The sequence below is a fragment of the Stutzerimonas balearica DSM 6083 genome, from assembly GCF_000818015.1.
Taxonomy (GTDB): Bacteria; Pseudomonadota; Gammaproteobacteria; order Pseudomonadales; family Pseudomonadaceae; genus Stutzerimonas; species Stutzerimonas balearica.
Genome location: NZ_CP007511.1, coordinates 308,211 through 333,051 on the forward strand (window position 1 = coordinate 308,211; position 24,841 = coordinate 333,051).

14 protein-coding genes are annotated in these 24,841 nt (G+C 68.0%); 9 read left to right on the top strand and 5 right to left on the bottom strand.

All coding sequences use genetic code 11. The features are described from left to right. Positions 1 to 73: 73 nt before the first annotated feature. Positions 74 to 1,672 (bottom strand): methyl-accepting chemotaxis protein, encoded by a 1,599-nt coding sequence (locus tag CL52_RS01355; RefSeq protein ID WP_043217955.1) that lies wholly within the window; start codon positions 1,670 to 1,672, stop codon positions 74 to 76. Between the two features lie 557 nt (positions 1,673 to 2,229). Here CL52_RS01355 and CL52_RS01360 point away from each other — a divergent pair. Further along, entirely contained in the window at positions 2,230 to 3,195 is a 966-nt protein-coding gene (locus CL52_RS01360; RefSeq protein WP_041108682.1) for a TAXI family TRAP transporter solute-binding subunit, read from the top strand. A 118-nt stretch (positions 3,196 to 3,313) separates the two neighbouring features. Then, positions 3,314 to 5,863 carry a TRAP transporter permease gene (locus tag CL52_RS01365; protein WP_041108684.1) on the top strand — a complete coding sequence of 850 codons (2,550 nt, stop codon included), beginning with the start codon at positions 3,314 to 3,316 and terminating at the stop codon, positions 5,861 to 5,863. An 85-nt stretch (positions 5,864 to 5,948) separates the two neighbouring features. Here the strand turns inward: CL52_RS01365 and CL52_RS01370 are convergent, their stop codons facing one another. Next, on the bottom strand, positions 5,949 to 7,634 hold the full coding sequence (locus CL52_RS01370; protein WP_043217957.1) for a Na/Pi cotransporter family protein: 1,686 nt from the start codon (positions 7,632 to 7,634) through the stop codon (positions 5,949 to 5,951). A 137-nt stretch (positions 7,635 to 7,771) separates the two neighbouring features. Next, positions 7,772 to 8,668, bottom strand: coding sequence for a cache domain-containing protein (locus tag CL52_RS01375; RefSeq protein WP_041108688.1), 897 nt, complete (start codon positions 8,666 to 8,668; stop codon positions 7,772 to 7,774). 195 nt (positions 8,669 to 8,863) lie between these two features. Here CL52_RS01375 and recC point away from each other — a divergent pair, with 195 nt between their 5' ends. The 4 genes from recC to CL52_RS01395 all read left to right on the top strand — a co-directional run bounded on the left by recC (position 8,864) and on the right by CL52_RS01395 (position 18,479). Further along, positions 8,864 to 12,205, top strand: coding sequence for an exodeoxyribonuclease V subunit gamma (gene recC, locus CL52_RS01380; protein ID WP_043217960.1), 3,342 nt, complete (start codon positions 8,864 to 8,866; stop codon positions 12,203 to 12,205). Continuing rightward, on the top strand, positions 12,202 to 15,744 hold the full coding sequence (gene recB, locus CL52_RS01385) for an exodeoxyribonuclease V subunit beta (RefSeq protein ID WP_043217961.1): 3,543 nt from the start codon (positions 12,202 to 12,204) through the stop codon (positions 15,742 to 15,744). Before recC ends, recB begins: the two co-directional genes overlap by 4 nt. A 319-nt stretch (positions 15,745 to 16,063) precedes the next feature. Next, positions 16,064 to 17,890: an exodeoxyribonuclease V subunit alpha gene (recD, locus tag CL52_RS01390; protein WP_043217962.1), complete on the top strand. Its 1,827-nt coding sequence runs from the start codon at positions 16,064 to 16,066 to the stop codon at positions 17,888 to 17,890. A gap of 145 nt (positions 17,891 to 18,035) precedes the next feature. Continuing rightward, a complete protein-coding gene (locus CL52_RS01395; RefSeq protein WP_043217963.1) occupies positions 18,036 to 18,479 on the top strand; it encodes a hypothetical protein in 444 nt (147 codons plus the stop codon). On the opposite strand, the gene CL52_RS01400 is transcribed toward CL52_RS01395, so the two are convergent. Beyond that, positions 18,480 to 19,388, bottom strand: coding sequence for an AEC family transporter (locus CL52_RS01400; RefSeq protein WP_043217966.1), 909 nt, complete (start codon positions 19,386 to 19,388; stop codon positions 18,480 to 18,482). A gap of 211 nt (positions 19,389 to 19,599) precedes the next feature. On the opposite strand from CL52_RS01400, the gene CL52_RS01405 reads away from it, so the two are divergent. After that, positions 19,600 to 20,796: a GGDEF domain-containing protein gene (locus CL52_RS01405; protein ID WP_043217967.1), complete on the top strand. Its 1,197-nt coding sequence runs from the start codon at positions 19,600 to 19,602 to the stop codon at positions 20,794 to 20,796. A 2-nt stretch (positions 20,797 to 20,798) separates the two neighbouring features. Here CL52_RS01405 and CL52_RS01410 read toward each other — a convergent pair whose 3' ends face one another. Continuing rightward, positions 20,799 to 21,203: an acyl-CoA thioesterase gene (locus CL52_RS01410; RefSeq protein ID WP_041108564.1), complete on the bottom strand. Its 405-nt coding sequence runs from the start codon at positions 21,201 to 21,203 to the stop codon at positions 20,799 to 20,801. Positions 21,204 to 21,414: 211 nt separating this feature from the next. On the opposite strand from CL52_RS01410, the gene CL52_RS01415 reads away from it, so the two are divergent. Both CL52_RS01415 and CL52_RS01420 read left to right on the top strand, forming a co-directional pair. Further along, complete coding sequence (locus tag CL52_RS01415; protein WP_043217968.1) at positions 21,415 to 22,380, top strand: PstS family phosphate ABC transporter substrate-binding protein; 966 nt, start codon at positions 21,415 to 21,417, stop codon at positions 22,378 to 22,380. Positions 22,381 to 22,547: 167 nt separating this feature from the next. Beyond that, the gene (locus tag CL52_RS01420; RefSeq protein ID WP_043217969.1) at positions 22,548 to 24,824 is read left to right on the top strand and encodes an ABC transporter permease subunit; all 2,277 of its coding nucleotides are present in this window, start codon (positions 22,548 to 22,550) and stop codon (positions 24,822 to 24,824) included. Positions 24,825 to 24,841: the final 17 nt, after the last annotated feature.

Sequence of the window (24,841 nt, forward strand, 5' to 3'; positions counted from 1 at the left end):
TTTTGCCTTTACCTTGATGCGCTAACAAGTCTGCCTCCCAATGCCGTGTCCGATTCATGGGCCGCGGTATGCCTCAGCGGCTGGCCGGGCCGCGGCGCTGCGTCCAGAACTGCTGGACCAGCATCTCCATGCTGTCGGCCAGCTGCGCGACGCCGTTGGCGCTCTGTCGGCTGCGCAGGCCGTTTTCCACGTGATGATCCGAGCTGCTGCGGATGCTCGCGACGTTCTGGTTGATGTCTTCGCTGACCGCGCTCTGCTCCTCCACGGCCGCTGCAATTTGCATGCTCATCGCGCTGATCTCGTTGACCCGCAGGTTGATGTCGCGCAGGGAGCTGGCGGCCTGCTCGGCCTGCTGCACGCTCTGCACGGCCTGCTCGCGGCTGTGCTGCATGACCTGCACGGCCTGGCGTGCACCGTCCTGCAGCGCGGCGATCATCGCGTTGATCTCCTGGGTGGACTGTTGGGTGCGCGACGCCAGGCTGCGCACCTCGTCGGCGACCACGGCGAAGCCGCGGCCCTGCTCGCCGGCGCGTGCCGCCTCGATGGCCGCGTTGAGCGCCAGCAGGTTGGTCTGCTCGGCGACACCGCGGATCACGTCGAGCACCTTGGTGATGTCGTTGCTGTGCGCCTCCAGCTGGTGGATCACCTCGCCGGCCTGCTGGATGTCCCGGGCCAGCTGGCCGATGCTCGCGCCGGCGCGGTTGACTACCTCGGTGCCGCTGCCGGCTTCGCTATCGGCGCGGCTGGCTGCCTCGGCGGTGCGCTGCGCACTGGCGGCCACCTCCTGCACGCTGGCCGCCATCTGGTTGATCGCCGTGGCGACCTGATCGGTTTCGCTTTGCTGGCGCGAGGCGCTCCGGGTGCTGCTGTCCATGGCGGCCAGCAGTTCATGCGCGTGCCGGTTCAACTGGCGTGAGGCATCACCGATACGGCCGACCATCGCACCGGCTTCGGTTTCCAGCATCTGCATGGCGAAGCCGATCTCGCCGAACTCGTCGCGTCGCCCGGTATAGACCAGTTGGCCGACCGGGTTGTCGCCGAGACGGCGCGCCTGCTCGGCCAGTTGCCGCAGGGGCGCCAGGGCCGCGTAGGCCAGGCCGCCGCTGGCAAGCGCGGCGCAGGCGGCCAGCAGCAGCGCGGCGCCTGGCGACACGCCGGCGATGGCGCCACCGATACCGGCGCAGGCCGCGGCAGCGACACCGGCAAGCGCTGCCACCCGGCCGCGGACGCTCAGCGGCCGACGACGCAACGCTGCGGGCGGCCGCTTGTCGCGCAGGCGTGCATAGAGCTGCTCTGCCGCAGCGACCTGTTCCGGCCGCGGTTTGGTGCGTACCGATTGATATTCGACGACTCGCCCGTCCCGGCTGATCGGCGTGACGAAGGCACTGACCCAATAGTGATCGCCGTTCTTGCAGCGATTCTTGACCATGCCCATCCAGGAGCGGCCGGCACGCACGCAGGACCACAGATCGGCGAAGGCCTCGGGCGGCATGTCCGGGTGGCGAACCACGTTGTGATGCTGGCCGAGCAACTCCTGCTCGTCGAAACCGCTGATCCGGATGAAGTCCGGGTTCACATAGGTGATGTCGCCGTTGAGGTCGGTGGTGGAGAGGATGTTGGCGCTATCGCTGTAATTGACCTCGCGGCCAGTGACGGGCAGGTTCATACGCATGATGGATTCTCGCGAGCTAGCCGAAGTTGTTGTTCTGTACCGCTACGCACGTCTGGCTGCGATGCGCTATGGCGCGTCGCCCTTGCCGTGATCAACTCCAGTGAGAATCCCTGTCTCGGACGGTCCTGCAGGCCCGAGGCGCACCGCCACGGGAAAAACTACCCAGAAAAAAAAGCGCCAACGTCGATCATCCGGGGACGGTCTCCGTTGGCGCGCATGTATCGCGAGGCTTTCCGGGCTTCCTCACCACGGAAAGAATGTGACGCTGATCTCATATTGATATCAGCGAATCCGCGATCACAAGCGTACTTAGGGAGTACCTTCTTGGAGGTATTTGCCTGCTTGGCACAGCAAACTTGTACAGAATTATAAGTATGTACAATAAATCTGTCTTGCAGGCCGCAACCCTGAACGCGATGGCCGGTCTATTTCTGGCATGCGAGCGCCTTTGCCGGTTTCGGCTGTTGCCAGCTCGGTCGCCTGCTAGACTCCCTGTTCCGCGCAGACTCACGAGGGATGCCGGATCAACCGAAAACAACCAGAAAAGGAGTGCATCCATGAAAGGCAAATCCTTGGCATGGATCTTCACCGCTGCATTGGCGGGTGCCGGTCTGAGCAACCTGGCTCAGGCCCAGGAGCGATTCGTCACCATCGGCACCGGCGGTCAGACCGGCGTCTACTATGTGGCTGGCCAGTCGATCTGTCGTTTCGTCAACCGCAACGCCGAGAACATCAAGTGCAACGCCCCGGCCAGCGGCGGTGGCGTGGCCAACGTCAACGGTCTGCGTAGCGGCGAGTTCAACTTCGGCATCATGCAGTCCGACCACCAATACAAGGCGATGAAGGGCCTGGCACCGTTCGAGAAGGAAGGCGCCATGGATGACATTCGCGCGGTCTTCTCGCTGCAGAGCGAGGTCTTCACCGTACTCGCGCGCCGCGACGCCAACATCAAGGGCCTCGACGATCTGAAGGGCAAGCGCGTCAACATCGGCAACCCCGGTTCCGGCCAGCGCGACACCCTCGAAGAAATCATGCAGGTCAAGGGTTGGGACAAGTCGGCCTTCGCCCTGGCCGCCGAGCTCAAGCCGGCCGAGCAGGCCAGCGCCCTGAGCGACAACAACATCGACGCCATGACCTACTTCGTCGGTCATCCGAACGGCGCGATCCAGGAAGCGACCACCACCGTCGATGCGGTACTGGTACCGATCACCGGTCCGGAAATCGACAAGCTGCTCAAGGAAAAGACCTACTACACCAAGGCCGAGATTCCCGGCGGCCTGTACAAGGGCAATGACTCGCCAACGCAGTCCATCGGCGGCAAGGCCGTGCTGTCGACGACCTCCAAGGTCGATGCCGACGTCGTCTACCAGCTGGTCAAGTCGGTGTTCGAAAACATCGAGCGCTTCCAGCGTCTGCACCCGGCGTTCAAGGACCTCAAGCCCGAGGACATGATCAAGGTCGGCCTGACCGCGCCGCTGCACGAAGGCGCCGAGCGCTACTACAAGGAGCGTGGCTGGCTGTAAGGCGGCCGGCGGGCCGTGGCTGCGGCCCGTCTGCGTCTCATGCCTCACCCGAAACCCGTGTGCCGAGTCGGCCACGGGTTTCTTGGGTTAACGATTCCTGAAAAACAGGCCCCATTTGATGCAAGACAAACATCTTTCCACCGAGGAACTGATCGCTCAGGACGTCGGTGCTCGTTTGCCGGAAGGCTTCATGGCCAAGGCCATCGCCGGGTTGGCCCTGGCCTGGTCGCTGTTCCAGCTGTGGATCGCCTCGCCGCTGCCATTCATCTTCCGCATCGGCGTGCTCAACGATACCGAGACGCGCTCGATCCACCTGGCCTTCGCCCTGCTGCTGGCCTTTCTCGCCTATCCGGCCTTCAAGCGTTCGCCGCGTGATCGCGTGCCCTTGCTGGATGTGGCGCTCGGCCTGGTGGCGGCGGCCAGTGCCGCCTACCTGTTCATCTTCTACGAGCAACTGGCGCAGCGCCCCGGCAACCTGACGACCGCCGACCTGGTCACGGCCTGTATCGGCATTCCGCTGCTGCTCGAGGCGACCCGCCGGGCGCTCGGCCCGCCGTTGGCGATCATCGCGCTGGTGTTCATCGTCTACAGCCTGGCCGGCCCCTGGATGCCGGGGCTGCTGGCGCATCGCGGGGTGAGCTTCACGGCGATGGCCAACCACCAGTGGATCACCACCGAGGGCGTGTTCGGCATCGCCCTGGGCGTGTCCACCAGCTTCGTGTTTCTCTTCGTGCTGTTCGGTGCGCTGCTCGAGCGCGCCGGTGCCGGCCACTACTTCATCCAGTTGGCGTTCAGCCTGCTCGGTCACATGCGCGGCGGCCCGGCCAAGGCCGCGGTGGTCGCCTCGGGCATGACCGGCCTGATCTCCGGCTCGTCGATCGCCAACGTGGTGACCACCGGGACCTTCACCATTCCGATGATGAAGAAGGTCGGCTTCTCCAAGGAAAAGGCCGGGGCGGTGGAGGTCGCGTCTTCGGTCAACGGCCAGATCATGCCGCCGGTGATGGGCGCGGCGGCGTTCCTCATGGTCGAGTACATCGGCATGCCCTATGTGGAGATCATCAAGCATGCCTTCCTGCCGGCGGCGATCTCCTACATCGCGCTGCTCTATATCGTGCATCTGGAAGCGCTGAAGCAGGACATGCAGCCGATCGGCACGCACCAGCCCAAACCCTGGCTGCGCCGGCTGACCGGCTTCGCCTTTGGCGCGGCACTGATCAGCGGCCTCTCGCTGGCGGTCTACTACGGCCTTGGCTGGCTCAAACCGGCGCTTGGCGACTTTGCCCTGCCGGGCATCGGCGCGTTGCTGGCGCTGGTCTATCTGGGCTTGCTCAAGGTGGCGGCGAGCAACCCGCCGCTGCCTGGCGAAGACCCGGACAAACCGCTGGAAGAACTGCCCGACACCCGTGCCGTGCTGCTCTCGGGCCTGCATTTCGTGCTGCCGGTGGTGGTGCTGGTCTGGTGCCTGATGATCGAGCGACTGTCGCCCGGGCTCTCGGCGTTCTGGGGCACCGTGATGCTGGTGATCATCCTGCTCACCCAGCGCCCGCTGTTGTCCTGGATGCGTGGCGACGGCGGGGCGACCCACGGCACCGCCATGGACGGGCTGATCGACCTGCGCGAGGGCATGATCGCCGGTGCGCGCAACATGATCGGTATCGGCATCGCCACCGCGGCGGCCGGGATCATCGTCGGCGCGGTGTCGCAGACCGGCGTCGGCCTGGTGCTGGCCGATCTGGTCGAGCTGCTGTCGATGGGCAACCTGCTGCTGATGCTGCTGCTCATCGCGGTCTTCAGCCTGATCCTCGGCATGGGGCTGCCGACCACGGCGAACTACATCGTGGTCTCCAGCCTGCTGGCGCCGGTGGTGGTTTCGCTCGGGCAGCAGAACGGCCTTATCGTGCCGCTGATCGCGGTGCATCTGTTCGTCTTCTATTTCGGCATCATGGCCGACGTGACGCCGCCGGTCGGGCTGGCCTCGTTCGCTGCCGCGGCGGTGTCCAAGGGCGACCCGATCAAGACCGGCGTCACGGCGTTCTATTACAGCCTGCGCACCGCGGCGTTGCCGTTCCTGTTCATCTTCAACACCGACCTGCTGCTGATCGACGTCGACTTCTGGCACGGCGTGCTGATCTTCATCGTTGCCACCGGCGCCATGCTGATCTTCGCCGCCGGCACCCAGGGCTACTTCCTGGTGCGCAGCCGCTGGTACGAGAGCGTGCTGCTGCTGCTGGTGGCCTTCACCCTGTTCCGTCCGGGGTTCTGGATGGATCTGGTGCACGACCCCTATCGCGACATCCCGCCGAGCGAGCTGGTCCAGGCACTCGACCGGGTGGACCCGGACAGCCAGCTGCGTCTGCGCATCCGCGGTGAGGATGCGGTGGGCGACCCGCTGGAGTTCAGCCTGCTGCTGGCCATTCCCGATGGCGAAAGCGGCGCGCAGAAGCTCGAGAAGCTCGGCCTGATGACCTACGAACAAGACGGCAAGGTGCTGATCGACAGCGTCACCTTCGGCAGCCCGGCGGCCGAGGCGGGGCTGGAGTTTGATCAGGAGATCCTGCGCGTACGCGCGCCGACGGAGCGTCTGCCCAAGGAGTGGATGTGGATCCCCGGCCTGTTGCTGTTCGGTCTGGTGATCTGGCTGCAGCGTCGCCGCCGGCCGCGCTGAGCGGTTGCCCGCGGCTAGATGAACCCGGCTAAGCCCCGCGCATGGCCGGGTTTTTCATGCCCGGCCGCTTGCAGTTGGACGCCGGTCAAACCGGGCGCCCCGGCAGATGGCGCTCGGCGGGTAGCAGCGTCGTCGCCGGCTCGCTCGGCAGGCGCTCACGCGTTGCGCCCTTACCTTCCAGCGCGGCATAGGCGGGGCTGCAGAACAGCGAATTGAGCCGCTTCATGTCGGCGATGAGTTCGAGGTGGGCGGCGCTGGTCTCGATGCTTTCCAGCACCTGCTGATGCAGGCGGTGAACGTGGGCGTGGGCCAGCTCGCGTTCACGCTGGCGAAAGTCGCGCTTCTGCCGCAGCAGGCGGCGCGCACTGTGCGGATCGCCGGAGAGAAACACCGAAAGCCCCAGGCTCAGGTTGGCGCTGAGCAGCGCGTGCAACTGGCCGAGTTCTTCCAGGCCGCTCTCGGAAAAGCTCATGCGGCGGGTCTTTTTCAATGTCTGCACCTTGCCGAGCATGTGCTCGATGATGTCGCCGGCGTGCTCGAGGTTGATCGCCAGTTCGATGATCTCCGCCCAACGCCGGCTCTCCTGGTCGGCCAGATCCTCGCGCGGCATGCGCGCCAGGTAGAGCTTGACCCCGCTGTACAGCGCATCGACGTCGTCATCCAGCCGGCGGATCTCCTCGGCGGCCTGCGGGTGCTCGCTTTGCAGTACTTCCAGCAGGCGGGCGAGCATGCTTTCCACCAGGTCGCCGATGCGCAGCGTTTCCCGCACCGCGTTGGCCAACGCCAGGCTTGGCGTCTCCAGTGCGGCGGGATCGAGGTGCCGGGGCTGGGCGATGCCCTGTTCGATGCGGCGGTCCGGCAGCAGCTGCTCGCACAGGTGGGCCATCGGTCGCACCGTGGGCAACAGCACCAGGCAGCGCAGCGTGTTGTAGAACAGGTGAAAGGCGATCACCTGGGTCTGCAGGCTGAAGCCGAGGGTCGCCATCCAGCCCACCAGGGGATCGAGAAACGGCACCACCGCCAGCCCGGCCAGCTTGTACAGCAGGTTGCCGAGCGCCACGCGGCGGGCCTGCGGAGGCTGCAGGCTGGCATTCAGCCAGGCCAGCACGCCGCTGCCGACGTTGGCGCCGATCACCACGCCGAGCGCTACCGGCATGCCGATCAGCCCGGCGCCGGCCAGCGTGGCGGTAAGCAGCACGGCGGCCAGGCTGGAATAGGACAGCAACGCGAACAGCGCGCCAACCACCACGGCCAGCAGGGTGTCGCCAGCCAGTTCGGCAAACAGCACCTGCATGCCGCGTGCCTCGGTGATCGGTTCGGCGGCGGCGACGATCAGTTGCAGGGCCAGAATGATCAGGCCCAGCCCGATCATCACCCTGCCGAGCTGACCGACGCGGCTCTGCTTGCGCGACAGGAACAGGCTGACACCGACGAGCGTCAGCACCGGCGAGAGCCAGGAAAGATCCAGGGTCAGCACGCGTGCCATCAATGCCGTGCCGACGTCGGCGCCGAGCATGATCGCCAGTGCGGTGGGCAGCGCCATCAGGCCCTGGGCGACGAAGGAAAAGGTCAGCAGCGCAGTGGCGTTGCTGCTTTGTACCAGGGCGGTGACGCCGATACCGGCGCCGAACGCCAGTGGCGTGTGGGCCATGCTGTGGCTGAGCAGGCGCCGCAGGTGCGAGCCGTACACCCGCATGATCCCGGTCCGCACGATGTGCGTCCCCCAGACCAGCAGGGCGATCGACGATAGCAGGTGCAGCAGCGTGAGCATGGGCGTACAGGGTCTCGGTCAGTGGTCGGCCGCGCGAGCGGAGCGATACGTTCGCTCCGCGGCGGCTCTAAAGGTTGACCACTGGCCAACGGGGCCCGTTCACCGAATTGTCATCAACGCATCGGCGGGTGTCCGCTTCAGCGGGGCGTGTAGTAGCCCACGCCCAGCAGCACGTCGCCGACGCGGCGAATCAGCGTGTGCTTCTGCTCGACGGCATTGGTCGCCGGGTTGCGCCAGACGTAATCGACACTGCCGCTGCCGTCCTTCTTCGCCAGCTCGATCATTTCCTGGAACAGCGGTTCGCCGGCGGCGTCGCGCACCTCACGCACATCGGTGCCGACCAGGTTCGGGGAGCCGCCGCTGGCGCGGTACTTGCCATCTTCCAGACCGATCACGAAGACGTACTCATCGCCGATCACGAAGCCGCCCTGCGGGTCGTTGAAGCGACGGTACGCGGCATCGCCGCCTTCCTTCTCGACCAGCGCAACCGCCTTGTCGAGCAGGGTCCGCGCCTGCTCGGCGCTGGAGCGTGGAATGTAATAGCCGACGCAGACGATGTAGTCGCCGCTGCGGCGGAACAGGCTGGTCTTGTTCTGCAGCTTGTTGTTGCTCGGGTTCAGCCAGTGGTAGTCGACCGCACCGCTCTCGGCGCTCTTTGCCTTGTCGAGAATCTCGGCCATGAACGCCTTGCCGGCGGCGTCCTGCAGCTGCGTCACGTCCAGGCCCACCAGGTTATGCGAGGCGCCGCTGCTGGCGCGCATGGTGCCGGCCTTGTCCAGGACGAACACGTAGTACTCGCCCTGAGCGAAGCGGCCGTTACGCTGGTTGAAGTCGGCCAGTGCCTGCTCGGCACCGTTACGCTTCAGGTGCTCGACGGCATCGGCCAGCAGTGCTTCGGCCTGGCGCGCGTGGCTGCGCTCGACCGAACCCGTCGGGCGCGCCTGTTCGGCGTCCGGCGCGGCGCTGACCAGCGGCGCCGTGCCGAGCGCACCGAGCATGGAAAGAACGAGCAGTGTCTTGTGTTTCGTTTGCATGAACGACTCCTGGCAAAAGCGGGCCGACAGGCCCTTTCAAAGCATCCTGTGAGCCTCTGGCGGCAATTCATATTGGTCTGTGGGAGGAAAAAGGCCCGGCGAAAGAACTAGAGCGCGGCCCCCCGGCAGGGGCTGGGTGCTCGCTCTGGCGGCAGGGGCTCGGTAACCTAGCCGCCTGCTCACAAGGGACCGCCCATGCTCAGCCTCTACCACGCGCCCGACCTGGAAACCCTCGGTGAACTGGCCACGGCCTTGCTCGCCCAGCCGCTGGCCGATCCCTTCGCCCCGGCGCAGGTGGTGGTCCCGAGTCAGGGCATGGGGCGCTGGCTGACCCTCGCGCTGGCGCGCAAGCAGGGCATCGCCATGCAGCTCGAGCTGCAGCTGCCGGCCGCCTTCGTCTGGGCGCTGAGCCGCCAGGTGCTCGGCAGCCTGCCGGAGCAGTCGGCGTTTACCCCGACCACCCTGACCTGGCGCCTGTATGGCTGGCTCTGCGAGCCGGACAACCTGGCGCAGGCACCGCGCCTCCGGCAGTACCTGGACGGCGGCGATGAACGCCGGCGCCTGGCCTTGGCGGCGAAGATCGCCGATACCTTCGACCAGTACCTGCTCTACCGCGACGACTGGCTGTCGGCCTGGGAACGGGGCGAAACGCGTGATCTGGGGCCCGACGAGGCCTGGCAGGCGCTGCTTTGGCGCGAGCTGACGAAGGACGGCCACCCGCACCGGGCGCGCCTGCTCGGCGACCTCTTGCAGCGCCTGCACGGCGACGAACCGCTGGCGGGATTGCCCGAGCGCCTGCTGGTGTTTGGCATCAGCAGCCTGCCACCGCATCACCTGCGCGTGCTCGACGGGCTGGCTCGACACATCGATGTGGTGGTCTTCGCGCTCAACCCGAGCCGCGAAGCCTGGGGCGAGATTCGCGACATCCGCGAGCTGGCCCGGCAGTTCCCGCAGCCCGCGGGCTCGGCGCGCACAGCGGCTGAGCAGCCTGGCGTCGACCGCGCCGTGGCAGATCAACCCTCGAGTGCCGATGATTGGTATCTGGACGTGGGGCATCCCTTGCTGGCCAGCCTCGGCAAGCAGGGCCGCGATTTCTTCGATGCGCTGTTCGGCCTCGGCGGCCAGGAGTTCGGGCTCTATTCCGAGGATGCCGACCTGCACGATGGCAGCCTGCTGCAGGCGCTGCAGAACGACATCCTGCGGTTGCGCACGCGCCGCCCCGAGGAACGTATCGCGCTGGCCGAGGGCGACCGTTCGCTGGAAGTGCACGTCGCCCATTCGCCGCTGCGCGAGGTGGAAATCCTCCACGATCAGCTGCTTGCGCGTTTCGCCGCCGACCCCGGGCTGACTCCCGACCAGGTCGTCGTGCTGACCCCTGACATCGAGCGCTATGCGCCTTTCATCGAGGCGGTGTTCGCCGCGCGGGCGCCGGGCGGGCGGGCCAGCGGCGCGCGGATACCCTACAGCCTGGCCGACCGCAGCCTGCGCGCCGAAGTGCCGCTGGTGGAGGCCTTTCTCGAACTGCTCGGCCTGCCGCAGAGCCGTTTTGCCGCCGAGGAGGTGCTCGCCTGGCTGGAACGGCCGGCGATCGCCCGGCGCGCCGGTATCGAGAACGAGGATCTGCCGCTGCTGCGCGACTGGCTGCGTGAGGCCGGCGTGCGCTGGGGGCGCGACGCTGAGCAGCGCGCCCGACTCGGCCTGCCGGATGATCCGGCGTTCACCTGGCGCCAGGGGCTGGATCGCCTGCTACTGGGCTTCGCCGCGCCGCCGCAGCTGGCCGGCGCGCAGGCGCCGCTGCTCGGTGCGCACTGGCCGCTGGATGCCCTGGAAGGTGCGCGTGGCCAGCTGCTCGGGCGGCTGGTGGAGTTCGTCGAGCGGCTCGGCCGGCTTGCCGATCGCCTGGCCGCACCGCGCCCGCTGGCGGCCTGGGCCGACGACCTGCAGGCCCTGCTCGATGAGCTGTTCGACGAACGCGAGGCGGGCGACACGCTGCTCGCCCTGTCGCAGGCCTGCGCGGCGTTGCGCACGCAGGCCGAGGCGTCCGGGCTGGAGCGGCCGGTCGAGCTCGATCTGGTGCGCCAGCAGCTTACCGCGGCGCTGCAGCAGGGCGGTGGCGCCTCCGGCTTTCTCACCGGCGCGGTGACGTTCTGCACCATGGTGCCGATGCGCAGCCTGCCGTTCCGCCTGGTCTGCCTGCTCGGTCTGGATGATGGCGTGTTCCCGCGGCGTAACCCGCCGGCCGGCTTCGACCTCATTGCCCGTCACCCCCGGCGTGGCGATCGGGCGCGGCGGCTGGACGACCGCTACCTGCTGCTGGAAACCCTGCTCTCGGCACGCCAGGCGCTGTACCTGTCCTATGTCGGCCGCGACCCGCGCGACAACGCCGAACTGCCGCCTTCGGTGCTGCTCAGCGAGGTGCTCGAAGCCGTCGACCTGACCGCGCAGGCCGATGCCGACGGGCGCAAGGCCAGCCAGCGCATTCGCGTCGAGCATCCGCTGCAGCCCTTTGCCCCGGGCAACTTCGCTGACGACCCCTGCGCGGGCTTCGCCGAGCACTGGTACCGCGCCGCGCAGCGCCTGGCCGCCGCACCGCAGCCGCCACGCCCCTTCGCCAGCCAACTCGACGAGCCGGACGAGGCCTGGCTGACCCTCGAGCCCTCCCAGCTCCTGCAGTGCTTCCGCCACCCGCCGCGCTTCCTGCTCGAGCAGCGCCTGGGGCTGCGTCTGCCCGATGCGCAGCAGGCGCTGGCGAGCGATGAGCCGTTCGAGCTCGAGCTGCCCGCCTGGAACGGCCTGCGTCACCTGGCCATCGAGGCCCTCGAGCGGGGCTGGAGCGAGGGAGACGAGCGGCGCCTGGCCTGTGCCGCCGGCTGGCTGCCCAGCGGCGAGCTGGGCCAGGCCTTGTGGGGCAAGCTGCGCGGGCCGGTGCGTGCCTTTGCGCCGCGCCTGTTCGAGATGCGCCCGGACGCGGTGCCGGCGCCGCTGGCGGTGGATGTGCAGCTGGGCGGCGTGCGCATTCACGGCTGGTTGGACGGCGTCACGCCCAGCGGCCTGTTCGGCTGGAAGCTCGGTCGTCTCGGCGAGTGGGACCTGGCGCCGTTCTGGCTGCGCCATCTGCTGCTCAACCTCAGCGCCACCCCGGACATCGCACGCGAAAGCCTGCTGCTGTCGCCGGCTGGCGACTGGCAGCTCGGCCCGCTCGAGAATGCCGCGGCGCTGCTCGAGCCCTGGCTGGCCGCCTACCGTTCCGCGATCCGCGAGCCGCTGCCGCTGCTGGCACGCAGCAGTCATGCCTTCGCCCGTGGCTACCGCAACCCGAGCCGTGGCAGCGAGCCGCTGCAAACCGCCCGCAAGCGCGCGAAGGAGGCCTGGCTCGGTGCCGATTTCAGCCCTGTCGCCGCCGAATGCGAGGACCCCTGGAACGCCCTGGCCTTTCGTGATCGCGACCCACTGGATGAGCGCTTCGAGGCGCTGGCCGAGCAGCTCATCGGCCCGATACTCGATGCGCTGGCCGACGACGAGGAGACGGACGCATGAGCCTGGACCTGCTCGAATCGCCTTTCGACGGGCGCTCGCTGATCGAGGCGAGCGCCGGCACCGGCAAGACCTGGACGCTCACCGCACTGTATGCGCGGCTGCTACTCGAGCGGCAGCTGTCGGTGGGGCAGATCCTGGTGGTGACCTATACCACCGCCGCCACCGCCGAATTGCGCGAGCGTATCCGCACGCGCCTGGCCGACCTGCTGGCGATCTACGACGGTACGCCAGGCGACGATGCCTTCCTGCAACGCCTGCATGCGCGCTTTCCCGACGAGGCGTCGCGACGGCGCCTGCTGCTGGCGGTGCATGGCTTCGACGAGGCGGCGATCTTCACCATTCACGGCTTTTGTCAGCGCGCCCTGCAGGATGCCGCGTTCGAGGCCGGTGGCGACTTCGACAGCGAGCTGACCGCCGATGACCGCGAGCTCATCGATGCGCTGCTCGCCGACTGCTGGCGCAGCGAGCTGGCCGACGCCGATCCGGCCTGGGCGCGCTTCCTGGCCAAGCAGCGCATCACCCCGACCTGGCTGCGCGGGCGCCTGCGCGCGCATCTGGGCAAACCCTACCTGCGGGTCGAGCCGGCCGAGCCGCCACCAGCGGCCGACCTCTCGGCGGTTGACGCGGCCTGGCAGCGCGCCGCGCCGCTCTGGCAAGCGACTGGCCACGCCTGGGCGGCCGAGCTGGCGGCGCACCCGGGGCTCAGCCAGACCACCCACAAGGCGCTGAAGCTTCCGGCCTGGCGCGCCGAGCTGGACAGCTATTTCGCCGACCCGGCGGCCTGTTACGACGCGCCCGAAGGCCTGCTCAAGCTGGGCGCTCGCGCGCTTGCCAAGGCCTGCAAGAAGGGTCACGCGGCGCCGCAGTGTGCATTGGCCGAGGCCCTCGATGCGCTGGCCGACGCCCTCGCGCTGGCCGTACCGGCTGGCCGGCAGCGCCTGGTCGGGCTGCAGGTGCGGCTGCTCGAGCGCCTCAATCGCGAGTTGCCCGAACGCAAGGCAGAGCAGCGCCTGCTGGCCTTCGACGACTTGCTCAACCGCCTCGATCAGGCCCTGCGCGGCCCGGTCGGCGAGGCACTGGCGGCATCGCTGCGCGATAGTTATCCGCTGGCGCTGATTGACGAGTTCCAGGATACCGACCCGATCCAGTACGCGATCTTCGATCGCATCTACACGCCGGGCAGCGGAGCCTCGCTGTGTTTCGTCGGCGACCCCAAGCAGGCCATCTATGCCTTTCGCGGCGCCGACCTGGCGACCTACCTGAAGGCCAAGCAGCAGGTCGATCGCGCACCCTACAGCCTGCCGGTCAACCACCGTTCCACGCCGCAACTGATCGACGCGCTCAACCTGCTGTTCGAGCGGCCGCGCCCGTTCTCCGAGGCCGGCCTGGAATACCCGCCGGTGCGGGCTGCCGAGCGCCCGCGTGCGCGCCTGCGGCTGGACGATGAAGCGGCGCCGCTGGCGCTGGTCTGGCTTGGCGACGAGCCGCTGAACAAGGGCGAGGCAGCCGAAAGGGCGGCGGTGGACTGCGCACGACGCATTGCCGGGCAGCTGGCCGCGGCTGCCGAGGGACGTGTCGGTTTCGAGCGGGACGGTGAGTTCACGCCACTCAAGGGCGGCGACATCGCGGTGCTGGTGGCCAACCACCGGCAGGCCGCGCTGATCGCCGACGAACTGGCCCGGCGCGGTGTGCCCAGCGTGCGCCGTGGGCGCGATAGCGTCTGGCAGAGCGAGGAGGCCGCCGAACTGGCCGCGGTGCTGGCCGCCTACGTCGAACCCGGGCGCGAAGGCCTGCTGCGTTATGCGCTGGCGACACGCCTGCTGGGTCGCGATAGCACCGCCCTGGCGCGTTGCCAGGATGATCCCCAGCAGTGGGATGCCGAGCGTGAGAGTGCCGAGCGCTATCACCAGCTGTGGCAGCAGCATGGCTTCATGCGCGTGTTTCGTGCCTGGCTCGATGAACAGACCGTGGCCGAGCGGTTACTGGCCCGGGTCGACGGCGAGCGGCGGCTGACCAACCTGCTGCACCTGGGCGAGCTGTTGCAGGCCGAGAGCCTGTTGCGCCCCGGTCTCGAGCCGCTGCTCGCCTGGTTCGAGGCGCAGCGGGCCGGCGAAAGCGGTGGCGAGGAGGCCCTGCTGCGTCTGGAAAGCGATGCCGAGCGCGTGCAGATCGTCACCATCCATACCAGCAAGGGGCTGGAGTACCCGCTGGTCTATTGCCCCTTCCTCTGGGACGGCAAGCTGCTCGGCAAGAACCGTGACGCCGCCAGCTGCCACGACGAGAGCGGCCGGCCGCTGCTCGACCTGGGCAGCGAGCGGCTCGAGGCGCACCTTGAGCAGTCGCGCCGCGAGACCTTTGCCGAACAGTTGCGCCTGGCCTATGTGGCGCTGACGCGTGCGCGCGACCGGCTCTGGGTGCACTGGGGGCCGGTGAACCTGTGCAAGCCGAAAAAGGACGGCAGCCTCGCCGAGGAGGGCCTGCATACCAGCGCCATGGCCTGGCTGCTGCACGGTCGAGCCCTGCCTGGAAACGACGCGCTCGGCGAGCTGGGTAACTATCTCGGCGAGCGCGATGCGCTCGGCCTGCGCCGCGAGGTCGAGCGGTTGGCCGAGGCGAGTGCCGGCAGCCTTGCCTGCCTGCCGCTGCAGGCGCATGAAGCCAGCGCCGCAGGCAATCTTCGAGCCGAGCCGCCGCGCCGCCTGGCCGAGCTGGGGCGCAGCCTGCACAGCGCCTGGCGAATCGGCAGCTTTTCCGGTCTGGCTGCCGGCCTGCACATGGAGGCGCCGGATCGCGACGCCCTGGCGATGCCTGATCCGGCCGAGCCGGGCAGTGGTTTCTTTGCCTTTCCCCGTGGCGCGCGCGCCGGGACCTGCCTGCACGCGATTCTCGAGGACTGGGCACGCGGCAAGGCCCCATTGGCCGAGCTGGTGGAACCAGCGCTCGCTGCCCACGGCCTGTCGGGCGAATGGCGCGACGTCGCCGCGGCGCAGCTGCAACAGGTGCTGGACACCGACCTCGACGGCCAGGGCCTGCGCCTGTCCGCGCTGTCGCCGGCCCGACGCCTGCCGGAACTGGGCTTCACCTTTCCGGTGCGCGAGCTGGATGTGGCGCGCCTGCGCGCGCTGCTCGGCGACCCCGCCAGCGGCCTTCCGGCGCCCTTGCGCGAGGCCGCGGCGCGGCTGGAGTTCGACAGCCTGCGCGGCTATCTCAAGGGCTTCATCGACCTGACCTTCGAGCATGCCGGGCGCTGGTACATCGCCGACTACAAGTCCAACTGGCTCGGCCCGGACGCGAGCTACTACGGCGGGGAGCGATTGCTGCAGGCGCTCGCCGGCGAGCACTACTACCTGCAATACCTGATCTACCTCGTGGCCCTGCGCCGCTTCCTGCGCCAGCGCCTGGCCGACTATCGCGACGACTGCCTGGGCGGTGCCTTCTACCTGTTCCTGCGCGGCATGCCGGAGGCCGGCGTGTACTTCGCGCGACCGGACGAGCACCTGCTCGATGCGCTGGATCGGTTGTTCGAGGAGGGCAGGTGATGTGCGTGGAAGAGGTGAAGCGCTTGGCGGCGTATCGACGCGCCTGTCCTGCCGGGCTGAAGCCCACCCTGCCGGGAGATCAGGGCGCATCGGCTGTAGGGCCGGCCTCGGCCCACCACCGGCAGCCGGCCGCTGCGCCGGGCCGGGCGGCAGCGCTCGGGCCACGCGCTGCTGCGCTCATTGAGCGTCCGTTTCGAGCCGCCTCGGCGGTGCAGCGGGGCGCCCGACGCTGGGCGAGCCGGCCCTGCCACGTTGGGGGCGAGCTTGGCCGCGGGTCGGCGCCGCGCGACGCCGTGACGTTTGTTTCAAGGAGCGCCCGATGACCTCTGCCGTTCTACCCCTCGGCCCGCTGGAGCGGGCCTTTGTCGCCAGCCTGCAACGGCTCGAGCCGCAGGCGCCCGAATCGGTGCTGCTGGCCGCTGCGCTGTGTTGCGAAGCGCTGGCAGGCGGGGATGTCTGCCTGCCACTGCGACGGCTGGCCGGCAGGCGGCCCTGGCCGGAGATCGACCTTGTGTTGCCCGCGCTGGAGGCCTGGCGCGCCCAGCTCGAGGCTTCGCCACTGGTCGGCGGGCCTGGCGCTTATGCGCCGCTGATCCTCGATGGCGAGCGGCTCTATCTCGCGCGCTACCAGGCTTATGAACAACAGCTGGCCGAACGCCTGCTGGCCCGCGCCAGCGACGCGCCGGAGGTTGACGAAGCCTGTCTTGCCGACAGCCTGGCGCGGCTGTTCGCCTTCAACCGGCAGACGCCCGACTGGCAGCGATTGGCCGCTGCGCAGGCGGTGCGGCGCCGATTGGCGGTGATTTCCGGCGGGCCGGGCACTGGCAAGACGACCACCGTGGTGCGTCTGCTCGCCGCCCTGCTCGAACAACCCGATGGGGCGAACCTGGCCATCGGCCTGGCGGCGCCCACCGGCAAGGCGGCGGCGCGCATGGCCGAGGCAATCCGCAACGCCAAGGCCCAGTTGCCGGTCGCCGAGGCGATCAGAGCAGCGCTGCCAGACGAGGCGCGGACGCTGCACCGGCTGCTCGGCAGCCGGGGCGACAGCCCGCGGGTGCGCCATGATGCGGCCAACCCACTGCCGCTCGACGTGCTCGTGGTGGACGAAGCCTCCATGGTCGACCTGGCCCTGATGGCCAAGCTGGTCGAGGCGCTGCCACCGCGCGCCCGGCTGATCCTGCTGGGCGACAAGGACCAGCTCGCCGCGGTAGAAGCCGGCGCGGTGTTCGCCGAGCTCTGCGAGGGGCGCGGCTTCGACGCCCGGGCGGCCGCCGATCTCGAGCGCCTGACGGGCCAGGCGGTGCCGATCCAGGCCCCACGCTCGCGCCTCGGCGATGCGGTGGTGTTGCTGACCCACAGCCATCGCTTCGCCGGTGATAGCGGCATTGGCGAACTGGCCCGGCGACTCAATGCCGGCGATGCGCCCGGCACCCTGGCCCTGCTGCGCGAGGGCGCGGCCGAACTGCTGTGGAACGCCGAGCCCTCGGCGGCTGCGCTGGTCGAGCGGCTGGAGCAGGGCTATGCGGCCTACCTGCAGGCCGCGCGCCAGGGTGATCCGGCGGCGGCCTTCGCGGCGTTCAATGGCTTTCGTGCGCTGACTGCGCAGCGCGAGGGCGCGTTCGGCGTGGCCGGCCTCAACGAGGCCCTGGAGGCGCGCTTCAAGCGTCGCCTCGGGGTGGCGAGCCGCGAGCGCTGGTATCCCGGGCGCGCGATCATGGTGCGCCAGAACGATTACGCGTTGGGCCTGTTCAACGGTGACATCGGCCTGTGCCTGCAGAGTGGCGACGGGCTGCGTGTGTTCTTCGAGGGTGAGCAGGGCTTCCGCGGCTTTGCCCCGGCCCGCCTGCCGAGCCACGACAGTGCCTTCGCTATGACCGTGCACAAGAGTCAGGGCTCGGAGTTCAGCGAAGTGCTGCTGGCCCTGCCCGAACAGCCGAGCCCGCTGTTGACCCGCGCCCTGCTGTACACCGGCATCACCCGGGCGCGCCAGCGGGTCGAGCTGTGGGCGCTGCCGGCGCGGCTGGCCGAGGCGGTCAACGCGCGGGCCGAGCGTGCGTCCGGCCTGGCCGAGCGGCTGGCCGCTCCCGCGCCGACGGCGCCGGCTGTCGCAGCGCCAGCCGATGGCGACCAGCTCAGCCTGTTCTGAGCGCAACTGAGCTGCAGCCCACGGCTGATGCGGGTTGCAGCCGGTTTTGCGGCGCTCGATGCGTCGTTTCGTGAAACGGTTGTGCGTTTGCACGAGGGCTTTCTGCTCCGATGCGCGTCTGTCTGACGCGAGCGGAAGCGGGCCTATGCAAAAGCTGTTTTACCTTCTCTGGGCGCTGTGCAGCCTTGGCCTCGGCGGTCTGGCCGTGACCAATCTGTGGTTACGCCCCGGCGCACCGTCGCTGTTCGCCCTGGCGCTGGTGATCTATTACGCGTTCTGCTTCTTCGGGCTGATCCGCGCGGCCTTTCTGCCCTGGGGCCTGCTCGGCCGGCATCGACGCAGCGGTTACTGGCTATGCCTGTTGCTGCTGCCGCTGGCCCTGGTACCGCTGCAGGTTGCCTATCGCGTCTGGCAGGCAGACGGCTACCTGGCGGTCGACCCGCTGCACCGTGCCGCCTGGCTGCATCCACTGCTCGGCTGGCTGCAGAGCGCGCTGGGCTATCTCGGCCCGCTGCTGCTGCTCGGCAGCCTCGGGTTGGGCATGGCCGCGGTGCTGTTGCGCGCCCTGCGCGGCCAGGTGGCGCGCTGATCAGCCTTCGAGCAGCAGCAGAATCAGCGGCAGGCTGGCGGCGGCGAGCAGCGTCTGCAGGGTGATGATGCCCGCCATCAGGTGACTGTCCCCGCCCAGCTGACGGGTCAGGACGTAGGCGGTAGGGGCGGTGGGTAGCGCGAAGAACAGCACCAGGATGGTGGTCTCCATCGTCGGCAGGCCGGTCAGCCTCGCCACGCCGTAGGCCATTGCCGGCACCAGCAGCAGGCGCACCGCGCTGTTCCAGCCGAGCGCCGGGACTTCCCCGCCGAGTTCCTGGGGTTTCAGCGCCGCGCCCACGCAGAGCAGGCCGAGTGGCAGACTGGCCGCGGCGAGCAGGCCCAGCAGGCGGTCGCTGCCGCCGGGCAGGCCAAGGCCCGAGAGGTTGACCAGCACGCCGGCAAGGCAAGCCAGGATCAGCGGGTTCTTCAGGATCGGCAGCAGCAGGCTGCGCGCACTGACACCGCGTTCGGCGGTCAGCGACCAGACTGACATCACGTTCACTGTCGGCACCATCAGCGCCAGCATCAGCGCCGCCAGGGCCAGGCCCTGCTCGCCGAACAGGCTGCCGACCGCGGCCAGCCCCAGGTAGGTGTTGAAGCGCAGTGTGCCCTGCGTCAGCGCGCCGAAGCGGCTGGCTGGCCAGCCGCGCACGCGTTTGCAGATCAACAGCGCGACCCAGCCGCAGCCGAGCGCCAGCAGCACGGCACCGGCCAGATCGGGCAGGGCGGGGTTGTCGAGCGGCGCGCGGGCCAGGCTGCTGAACAGCAGGGCCGGGAAGAGGATGAAGTAGTTGAGTCGCTCGGCGCCGGGCCAGAAGGCTTCGCTCGGGAAGCCGCGCAGGCGCAGCGCATAGCCGGCGACGATGAGGGCGAACAGCGGCCACAGGGCCAGCAGCAGGTCGGTCACGGATACATCCATTCTTGTAGGTCAGGGCAATCTAGGGCTGACGCAACGCCGGCCGCAAGTCCTGTGTCGTATCAGACAAGCTCTGTTGAGCGGTGCGGCGGCCACAGCGCGACCAACCGGTCGGCGGGCGCCTGCGCGCAAGGCGGAGTTTTCCCTTTCAACGTAATGGCCAGGTGATATTATTCTTGGCGCCAGAAAACCGGGGTTCCCGATGCGCAAGCCCGCTCATCCCTACGTCGAAGACTTCCGCGACACGCCGTATGGGCGGCAGTTGCATGAAGGCTTCCGCCTGTTGCGCTTCCGCGCGCCGCTGGAGGGGGATTTCCGTGGCTATCTGGACCGTCATGCGCGGCTCTCGCAGCAGCTGGCGGCGCTGCTGCTGATTCTCGTGGTGAGCAGCTACCTGTACGTCGAATGGCGCTATCTGCCGATCGGCAAAAGCGGCTGGATCGGCGAACTCACGTTGCTGCGTCTGCTGCAGCTGGTGCCCGGGGTGGTGGTGCTGGCGCTGTCCTTCTTCAACCGCTGGGTGCGCGCGCAGGCCGACCGGCTGTTCCCGCTGTTGCTGGTGCTGATCGGCGCCATCGCCTCGCGCATCGATATCCAGTACGAGCGCATCGGTCTGGACATCGCCTTTCGCTATGGCGCCGGGCTGCTGATCATCGCCTCGTTCTCCTTTCTCGGCATTACCTTCTGGCGCGCCCTGCTCTGCGCCACGGCAATGATCGTGATCGACGTGCTGCTCGCGCTGTTGCTGCTGGCACCCGAGCAACTGCCCGAGCACTGGCTTGCGGTCAGCTACTACGGCGTGCTGTTGATCATCGGGGCGGTTAGCCGCTATGCCCACGAATACTCGCAGCGCGAGCAGTTCCTGGTACGCAAGCTGCTTGGCTGGGTCGCCGAGCACGATGCCCAGAGCGGGCTGGCCAACCGCCGCAGCCACGACGCGACGCTGGCGCGTCTGGCCGGGCAGGCGCATCGCGAGCAGACGCCGCTGGCGATGCTGTTGCTGGATATCGACGACTTCAAGCCCTACAACGATCGGCTCGGCCACCCGGCCGGCGATGCCCTGATCCGGATCTGCGGCGAGCTGCTGCAGAGCTTCGCGCGCCGGCCGCTCGATCATGTGGCGCGGGTCGGCGGCGAGGAATTCGCGGTCCTGCTGTACGACTGCGACGCCGACTCCGCCCGGCGCATCGCCGAGCAGATCCTCGCGGCGTTCGCCGCACGCAACATCGCGCATCCTCAGTCGGCGAGCGGTCGGGTGGGGGTGAGCATCGGGCTGGCCATGCTGCAGCCCGAGCAGACCGCCGAACAGCTCTACCACGACGCCGATGCTGCGCTATACCGGGCCAAGCAGGCGGGCAAGAACCGCATCGACGTCGCGGTTGCGCCGGCCGCCGGCTGAGTTCAGCTGCGCCGCGGCGGGACCGGGCGGGTACGGCCGCTGCCGTCGATGGCGACGAAGACGAATACCGCCTCGGTGACCTTGCGCCATTCGCTGGACAGCGGGTCGTCGCTCCAGACCTCCACCAGCATGCGGATCGAGCTGCGGCCGACTTCGAGTGTCTGGGTATAGAAGGAGAGCTGAGCGCCGACCGCGACCGGGACCATGAATGCCATGCGGTCGATGGATACCGTGGCCACCCGGCCGCCGGCCACGCGGCTGGCCATCGCCGTGCCGGCCAGGTCCATCTGCGAGACCAGCCAGCCACCATAGATGTCGCCGAAACCGTTGGTTTCGCGGGGCAGCGCGGTCAGCTGCAGGGCCAGGTCGCCCTGGGGGATCGGATCTTCCTGTTCGTAATCTTTCATCGTGAAGACTCGCGGCGCGGTTGTTCTTGTGGCGCAGACCCGTCTGGGTCGGGCGAGTATACCGACTGCCTGCGTACCGGGGCGACCGATCTGGATCAAGTCGTTTCGCCGTCACCAGATTGTCACATTCGGTTCATAGAGTGTTCATACGGCCTGCCGATACTGGCCACCGTTCCAACACACACGAACACAACCCTGCTAGGAGCATGGTATGAAACTGAATCGTTTGATGGCGGCCCTGACCTTCGTCGCGGCTGGAGTGGGCGCGGCCAGTGCGGTCGCAGCGGTCGATCCGGCCCTGCCAAGCTACGAGAAGACTTCCGGCGTTTCCGGCAACCTGTCGAGTGTCGGTTCCGACTCGCTGGCCAACCTGATGACCCTGTGGGCCGAAGAATTCAAGCGTCAGTACCCGAACGTCAACGTACAGATCCAGGCTGCCGGCTCCTCCACCGCACCGCCGGCGCTGACCGAGGGCACCTCCAACCTGGGTCCGATGAGCCGCCCGATGAAGGACAACGAGATCCAGGCCTTCGAGGAGAAATACGGTTACAAGCCGACCGCCGTACCGGTGGCCATCGACGCCCTGGCCGTGTTCGTGCACAAGGACAACCCGATCAAGAGCCTGGACATCGAGCAGGTCGATGCCATCTTCTCCAGCACCCGCCTGTGCGGTGGCGAGAAGGACATCAAGACCTGGGGCGACCTGGGTCTGACCGGCGAGTGGGCGGCCAAGCCGATCCAGCTGTTCGGTCGTAACTCGGTATCGGGCACCTACGGCTACTTCAAGGAAGAAGCCCTGTGCAAGGGTGACTACAAGCCGAACGTCAACGAGCAGCCGGGTTCGGCCTCGGTGGTGCAGTCGGTGTCCAGCACCCTCAACGCCATCGGCTACTCGGGTATCGGCTACAAGACTTCCAGCGTTCGCGCCGTACCGCTGTCCAAGGGTGGCGAGGCCTTCGAGGCCAGCGAAGAGAACGCGCTGGCTGGCAAGTTCCCCCTGGCTCGCTTCTTCTACGTCTATGTGAACAAGGCGCCGAACAAGCCGCTGAGCCCGATCGACGCCGAGTTCCTCAAGCTGGTGCTGTCCAAGCAGGGTCAGGAAGTCGTGGTCAAGGACGGCTACATCCCGCTGCCGAAAAAGGTCATCGACAAGACCAAGCAGGACCTGGGCCTGTAACGACGGCCGGTCGGCGGCGCCTGGCGCCGCCACCGTCCCCGGAACCCGCCGCGCCTTCCGTGTCGGCGGGTTTCGCACGTCTTGCCCTTGTAACTTTTCTGTCACAGACCGGCAGTACAGTGTGCGGGCTGTGAAACCCGGCACCCGGCCGGAGCAGGATTCCTGGCATGAACGACATAGAGCCCATGACCGCTAATTCCGATGTGCAACGGCTGGATTTCAACACCCCGGCCCTGCAGCGCAAACGCCGCATTCGCGCGCTCAAAGACCACCTGGCGCGCTGGTACGTGTCCATCGGCGGTCTGGCCGTGCTGGGGGCGATCACGCTGATCTTCTTCTATCTCGCCCAGGTCGTCGTGCCGATGTTCCAGGGCGCCGAGGTCGAGGCGCGCGAGACGCACACGCCGGCCTGGCTGGCCGAGGCGGGCGAACCGCTGCTGCTGGCGATCGAGGAACAGAATCAGGTGGCCATGCATCTGGGCGCCGACGGCCAGGCACGCTTCTTCGCGCTCAAGAGTGGTGAGCTGCTCAAGCAGGTTGCCGTGCCGCTGGCCGAAGGCGTTCGTATCGCCTCCATCGGTCAGGACGTGCCTGGCAGCCGGCGTCTGGTGCTGGGCCTGGATAACGGTCAGGTGCTGGTGGTCGAGCAGAGCTACAAGGTCAGCTACCCGAACAACCAGAAGACCATCACGCCCGCGCTGCTGTATCCCCACGGCGAGACGCCGCTGACGCTGGACGAGCAGGGCCGGCCGATCGCCCATCCGGCAGTCAGCCGTAACGGCGACACCCTGCTGGTCGCCGGCGCGACCGATACCGAGCTGCACGCGCTGCGCATCTCCTCCACGGAAAACCTGCTGACCGGCGAGACCAGCATCGAACAGCAGCGGCTCGATCTGCCGCAACTCGCCGAGCCGATCCGTGCGCTGCAAATCGACCCGCGCCACCTGTGGCTCTACGCATTCAGCGGCAAGGCCAGTGCCGACGTGTTCGACCTGCGTCGCAAGCAGCTCAACGGTCGCTACAAGCTGGCGGCCGACGGCAGCGAGGTGACCACGGTCAGCCCGTTGCTCGGCGGCATCTCGCTGATGGTCGGCGACTCCAAGGGTGGCATCGGCCAGTGGTTCATGGTTCGAGGCGCGGACGGCCAGGCCGAACTCAAGCACGTTCGCCAGTTCAGCCTCGGTGACGCGCCGATCACCCAGATCATTCCGGAAGAGCGCCGCAAGGGCTTCCTCGCGCTGGATGCCAAGGGGCAGCTGGGCATCTTCCACAGCACCGCGCACCGCACGCTGCTGGTCGAGAAAGTGGCCGACGGCCAGGCCACGGCCGCGCTGTCGCCACGGGCGACCCGCGTGCTGGTGCAGAGCGCCGCCGGCCTGCAACGTTTCGTGATCGACAACCCGCACCCGGAGATCTCCTGGAGCGCGCTGTGGAGCAAGGTCTGGTACGAGAGCTATCCGGAGCCTGACTACGTCTGGCAGTCGACCTCGGCGAACATCGACTTCGAGCCCAAACTGAGCCTCGCGCCGCTCGCCTTCGGCACGCTCAAGGCGGCCTTCTACGCGATGCTGCTGGCCGCGCCGCTGGCGATCTGCGCCGCGTTCTACACCGCCTACTTCATGGCGCCGCGCCTGCGCCGCAAGGTCAAGCCGGTGATCGAGCTGATGGAAGCGCTGCCGACGGTGATCCTCGGTTTCTTCGCCGGCCTGTTTCTCGCGCCGTTCCTGGAAAACCATCTGCCGGGCATCTTCAGCCTGCTGCTGCTGATGCCGCTGGGCATCCTCTTCGCCGCCTGGACCTGGAGCAAGCTGCCCGACAGCATCCGGCTGAACGTGCCGGACGGCTGGGAGGCGCTGCTGCTGATCCCAGTGATCCTGCTGGTCGGTGCCGGTTCGCTGGCCATGAGCGGCCACCTGGAAAACTGGTTCTTCGGCGGCGACATGCGCCTGTGGCTGTCCAACGACCTGGGCATTCCGTTCGACCAGCGCAACGCCCTGGTGATCGGCCTGGCGATGGGCTTCGCGGTGATCCCGAACATCTATTCGATCGCCGAGGACGCCGTGTTCAGCGTGCCCAAGAGCCTCACCCTCGGTTCGCTCGCGCTGGGCGCCACGCCCTGGCAGACGCTGACCCGCGTGGTGCTGCTGACCGCCAGCCCCGGGATCTTCTCGGCGTTGATGATCGGCATGGGCCGTGCGGTCGGCGAGACCATGATCGTGCTGATGGCCACCGGCAACACGCCGATCATGGAGGCCAACATCTTCGAAGGCATGCGCACCCTGGCGGCCAACGTGGCCGTGGAAATGCCCGAGTCGGAAGTGGGCAGCACGCACTACCGCGTGCTGTTCCTCGCCGCGCTGGTGTTGCTCAGCTTCACCTTCGTGATGAACACCGCCGCCGAGCTGATTCGTACCCGGTTGCGCAAGAAATATGCGTCGCTCTGAGAACTGAAGGTAGACGA